Raw genomic sequence first — 5412 nt, forward strand, 5'->3', positions numbered from 1 at the left:
ACTGCGCATGTCTCGTGGGCTCGGAGATGGGTATAAGAGACAGGTCGGAATTCTCGCTCATGGGGCTCCACGCGTGACGGCCCTTGAGGGCGGCGACCTCAGGGGGCCGCCGGGGACGTCAGGAAGCAGGTTTTGGGACAGGAAGCCGGACGCGGGGCCTGCGAGAAGGCCGAAACCGCCGGTTCCTGAAACCCCCCGACGGCCCTAGCGCCGGCCGGGAGGCACTCACCACCCTAACAGAGCGCCCGGATGGGGCGCCCGCAATTTCGCCGCCGGTGTGCCCAAGCTGTCCACCCGACGACCTCCCCAGGGGCTCCCGCCGCCCTTCAGCGGATGCGCACGCGGAAGGGCATCATGGCCTTCAGCCCGGGGCGCAGGAGCTCGGGCGACCCCAGCCCCACCTCCCGGGCGAGCACGGACAGCGCCTCCGGCGGACGCTCCGGCAGCTCAGGCAGGAGCAGCCCCGCCAGCGCGTGCACGCCGGGCTCTCCGCCCAGGCCGGAGAAGAAGCCGCGCGCGTCTCCCATGACGTCCAGGTCCAGCTCCTCCGCGGGGGGCACCTTCGCGCGCTTGCGCGCCGACGCGACGGCCTCCGGCAGGCCGCCCAGCCCGTCCACCAGCCCCCGGGCGAGCGCGTCCGTGCCGCTCCACACGCGGCCCCGGGCCACGGCGTCCACCTTCGCCTTGTCCATCTTCCGGTTGCGGGCGACCTCCGTGATGAACGTGTCGTAGGAGTCGTCCACCCAGGTCTGCACCGCGGCCTGCTGCTCGGGCGTCCACGGCTTCCACCACTCCAGGAGGTCCGCCAGGTCGCCGCGCTTGAGCGTCTCCTGGTTCACCCCCAGCTTCATGCCCAGGCCCTCCAGCGCGGGCTTCGGGTAGAAGACGCCGATGCTGCCCGTGAGCGTCGTGGGCTCCGCCAGCACCTCGTCCGCCGCCACCGCCGCGTAGTAGCCGCCGGAGGCCGCCGCGTCGCCCATGGAGGCGACGACGGGCTTGTGCTTCTTCGCCTCCAGCACCGCGCGGTACATCAGGTCCGACGCCAGCACGTCGCCGCCGCCGGAGTCGACGCGCAGGACGATGGCCACCACGGACGGGTCCTCCTGCGCCTCCTGCAGCGCGCGCACCACCGTCTCCGCGCCCGCCAGCTGCGCGAAGCCCAGCGGATCCTCGCGGCTGCGGCCCCCGGTGATGTCGCCCAGCACCGGCACCACCGCGATGCGGCGGCGCAGGCCCCAGCGGTCCTCGCGCTCGTCGCGCGGCGAGTAAGACGAATGGAAGCGCAGGCCGGGGAACCACTCCGCCACGCGCGCGTCCAGCTCCGTCGCGGACACCACGCCGTCCAGCAGGCCCGCCGCCTGCGCCCGCTTCGAGGACAGGATGCCCTGGGCCCACGCGGCGCGCAGCTTCTCCGGGGGCAGCTTGCGTCCCGCCTCCACGGCCTTCTCGTAGTGCGCCACCTGCGCGTCCAGGTACGCGTCCAGCGTCTCGCGCTCCGCGGGGCTCATGTCGGAGCGGGTGAACTGCTCCATCGCCGTCTTGTACTCACCCACGCGCGCCACGTCCCAGTGCACGCCCAGCTTCTCCATGGTGCCGCCCAGCGACGTCACCGTGGCGGCCAGGCCGTTGATGGGCAGCGACGCCTCCGTCAGCGCGTAGACGCTGTCCGCCGCGGACGCCACCAGGTAGCTGCGGTCATCCCCGGACAGCATCACCACCACGACCTTCTTGCCCGCCTCGCGCAGCTTGAGCAGCGACTGGCGCAGCTCCTCCGCCGTGCCCCAGCCCACGCCAGGCAGGCCCTCCATCTTCAGCACCACGCCCTTGAGCCGCTCGTCGCGCGTGGCCAGGTCCAGGAACTTCATCAGGCGCAGGTACGGGTCCGTCTCGCTCACGCCCAGGAGCGCCAGCGCGGGGCTCACGCCGCCCGCCAGCATGTCGTCCAGGTCCACGAGCGCCACCACGCCGCCGCCGCCATGCACGGAGCGGTAGCGCTCCGACGACAGGCGAAGCTGCAGCACGTGGTCCAGGCCGTCCCCCGCGCCGCCCGCCGCGTACGTCAGGCCCGCGTGGCCCAGGTCCACCGTGGCCGCGACCTGGAGCGCCAGCGGGATGCCGCTGACGAAGCCGTGGGACAGGCCGCCGCTCAGCCTCAGGCCGCGCACCACCTCCGCCTGGAGCGTGTACGTGGCCAGTCCTTCCCGGAAGCCGCCTTCCGCGAAGAGCCAGTCCACGCCCAGCGTGTAGCGCTCGCCCAGCGGGCGCAGGCCCAGGCCGAAGTTGTAGCGGCGCGGCAGCTTGAGGCCGTCCTGCTCCGGCGCGTTCACGTCCTTCGCCACCGCGGCCAGCGACAGGGCGCGGAAGGGGCGCGCGGTGAGGCCCACGTCCCAGCTCGTCAATCCGCCGATGCGGCGGTCATCCGAGCTGAAGTCGTGCAGCGAGGCGCCCAGTTGCAGCGTGCGAGGCCCCAGCGACAGGCCGAAGGACGTCTTGCGGTAGTCCGGCGCGTTCTCCCCGCGGATCCACTCCAGGGAGAAGCCTGCGCCAAGCCCCAGGATGCGCGTGCCCAGGAACACGGCGTCTCCGACGGAGTCGGATTCGAGGTTGCGCTCGTGGAGGTAGAAGAGCTGCCCCGCGTCCTGGAAGCCCAGGCCCGCGGGGTTGAGGGACAGGGCGGGCGCCTCGTCGATGAGCGCCGCGTTGGTGGGCGGCAGCGTGACGCCCAGGGGCGGGGCGGGGGCGCGGTCGACGGCGCCCGTCTGGGCAAGCGCGAGGCTGGGGAGGAGGGCGAGCAGCGGCAGGTGGCGCATACGGCCCGGGACTCTAGAGGGGAGCCGTCCCGGGACAAGCGCCGCGTGCTACCAGTCCTCGGTACCCGACACGTTATCCAGCGGATCATCCCCGGAGTGCTTCTTGACGGACTGTCGGGAGTTGCCGCCCCGGTCCTCCGAACCCCAGTCCTCCGCGCCGCTGCGGTTGTCCAAGGGGTCGCGCTTCTTGATGACCTGTTCGCCCTCGCTGTTGATGAGCTGGTTGACCACCCGCTCCATCTCCATCTTGAGCTGACCGTACTCGTCGCCCTGGAGCACCAGCTTGCGCGAGCCCAGGCGCTTGCCGCTCTTCACGTCGAAGAGGCCCACCGCCAGCTCCGTGCCGCGCTCCGGGATGACGCGCACGGTGCCCACCATCGCGCGGTCCAGGCTCAGCGACTTGCCCAGCGCGACGACGGCGTTGGCCGGCTTGTCGCTGGGGCGCGCCACGTCCGGCACCACCTTGTCCAGCTGCGCGTCATAGGCCTTGTAGGTGGCCGTCGGCGAAAGCGTGGTGCTGACCTCCACGTCGTCCGGCGTCACCTCCGCGATCTGCCCGAACTGGCGGAAGCCCGGCCGCTCCATGCGCACCAGGTGCTTGCCCACCGGCAGCGTGGGCAGCGTCACCGGCGTGTAGCCCACCGCCTCGCCGTCCACGTAGACGCGGGCGCCCGCGGGCCGGGACTTGAAGGTGGCGCTGCCGCGCAGCTGCGAGGTGCGGCTCGTGGCCACCTGCACGCGCAGGGTCATGAAGTCCCGGCTGAAGCGCTTGGGGTTCAGCTCGAAGGTGGGATTGAGCGCCATCAGGTCGATGAGCAGCAGCTTCGCCTCCTCCACGTCCCCCCGCAGCTGGAGGATGGCGCCGTGCAGCGCCAGCGCGTCGCACAGCGGGAAGCAGGACGTCATGGACGCGACGGAGCCCTCCAGCTCCTTGAGGGTGGCGCGCACCTTGCGCTCCGCGTCCTCGTAGTCGCGCGCCTCGAAGGCCTTGAGGCTCTCCTCGTAGCCCTTCTTCGCGCGCTGGAAGGACGCCTGCGCCGCAGGGTCGTCCGGCAGGCCGAAGAGGTCGCGCGGCTTTCGCACGGAGTAGCTGGCGAAGTTGCCGAGCGCCTCGTTCATGTAGCTCTCCATCTGCACCCCGGAGGACTCGGACGTCGGGTCCATGGGGATGAGCAGCGCGGAGATGCGGCCCGCCGGAGGCGAGGCGGACAGCGCCAGGGCGGGCAACAGCACGAGCGCGAGCGGAAGGGCTTTCATGAGGAGTCCTGTGCGCTTGACGCCCGGCCTAGAAGGAAATTCCACCGGGCAGACCATTCACCGGGTTGAAGCCGGAGCCGCGGTCCGTCGTGGCCACGTACACCACGCCCGCCGTCACGGCCGCCACGCCCGCCGCCGCCGCCCAGAACCAGGGCTTGCGCAGCACGGAGTCGCTGGAGGACACGGAGTCCTTCTCGTCCTTGCGGTTCTGGGGCAGGGCCGCGCCCGCGAGGAAGGTGTGCAGCTGGTCCGCGGCGGCGTCGGGGCTGCCCTTGCCGTCGCGCCTGGTGAAGTCCACCTCCACGCCGCGCAGGCGGTTCTTCGTGCGCAGGTCCCACGCCTGCACCTCGCCGTGCAGGCGGCCCTTCTTGTCCTGGAAGGACGCGGCCAGCACCACGTAGCGGGCGTTGAGCCGCTCGCCGATGGCGCCCACTTCCGGCGGCACGCCGTCCGCATCGAAGGCGGCTTCAGTGCCGGCCTTCGCCGCCGCGTCACGCAGCGCGGACAGGCCCGGCGCGGAGGCCAGCTTCGTCTTCAGCTCCGTGGGGGCGGACGGCTTCACCTCCGCGTACGTCGCGAACGGGGCGTAGCCCGGCAGCACCACCTGCACGGGGTAGTGGCCCGGGGCCAGCTTCGCGCCGGACAGCGGCGTCACGCCCACCTCGCGGCCGCGCACCAGCACGCGCGCGCCCTGCGGCTGGGACGTCACCGCCAGCGTGCCCTGCGGCTGCGCGTTCAGCTCCGTCTGGGCCTCCGCGAACACCCGCTGCACGTCCTGGCCGAACAGGCCCGCGTCCGGGCGCAGCGACGGCTCCGCCAGCAGCGCGTTCGTGAAGGCCGCCTTCGCGCCCGCCACGTCGCCGTTGAGCAGCTGCGCCGCGCCCTGGAAGAGGTACGTCTCACCCAGCTTCTCCGGGCGCAGGTCGCCGGGGCGCTGCACGTAGGCCTCCGCGGCCGCCTTGAACTTCACCGCCGCGGTGTCCGGGTCCAGGTTGTCGTACGCCGCGCGGCCTTCGTCGAAGAGGGCGTCCGCCTTGGGGTTGGCCTGCGGCTCCGGCGGCGGGAAGGCGCTGGCCAGGTCCACGAACTGGATGTCACCCGCGCTGCCCAGCTTCCGGGTGAGCGTGTCCTCCAGCTTCGCCGCGGAGTCCGTCGCGGCAGACTGGCGGGCCACGCCGAAGATGGCGACGGCGTTGGACGGCGCCGAGCGCACCACCGCGGCCGGAACGTCGGCCATCTTCGGGAGGCTGGGCGTGGCCGGGGCGACCGGGGCCTGGGTGGCCGCCTTGGGCGCCACGGGCGCGTCCGACGCGGGGGCCACTTCATCCGGAGGGGTGAAGGTCTG

Annotated in this window: 3 protein-coding genes; all 3 read right to left on the bottom strand. The window is 72.5% G+C overall.

What is annotated here, in order from left to right; all coding sequences use genetic code 11:
- Positions 1-326 precede the first annotated feature (326 nt).
- The gene (gene sppA, locus D7W79_RS38295; protein WP_120530196.1) at positions 327-2810 is read right to left on the bottom strand and encodes a signal peptide peptidase SppA; all 2484 of its coding nucleotides are present in this window, start codon (positions 2808-2810) and stop codon (positions 327-329) included.
- Between the two features lie 48 nt (positions 2811-2858).
- A complete protein-coding gene (locus tag D7W79_RS38300; protein ID WP_120530197.1) occupies positions 2859-4067 on the bottom strand; it encodes a PEGA domain-containing protein in 1209 nt (402 codons plus the stop codon).
- 28 nt (positions 4068-4095) lie between these two features.
- Positions 4096-5412 (bottom strand): PEGA domain-containing protein (locus tag D7W79_RS38305; RefSeq protein WP_147442268.1); only part of this gene is annotated, 1317 nt, incomplete at its 5' end.

Source organism: Corallococcus exercitus (assembly GCF_003611585.1).
GTDB lineage: Bacteria > Myxococcota > Myxococcia > Myxococcales > Myxococcaceae > Corallococcus > Corallococcus exercitus.

What these genes read in the sequence shown, in the direction of transcription:
- sppA (WP_120530196.1), bottom strand. Translation starts at nt 2,810, where the DNA reads ATGCGCCACCTGCCGCTGCTCGCCCTCCTCCCCAGCCTCGCGCTTGCC.
- D7W79_RS38300 (WP_120530197.1), bottom strand. Translation starts at nt 4,067, where the DNA reads ATGAAAGCCCTTCCGCTCGCGCTCGTGCTGTTGCCCGCCCTGGCGCTG.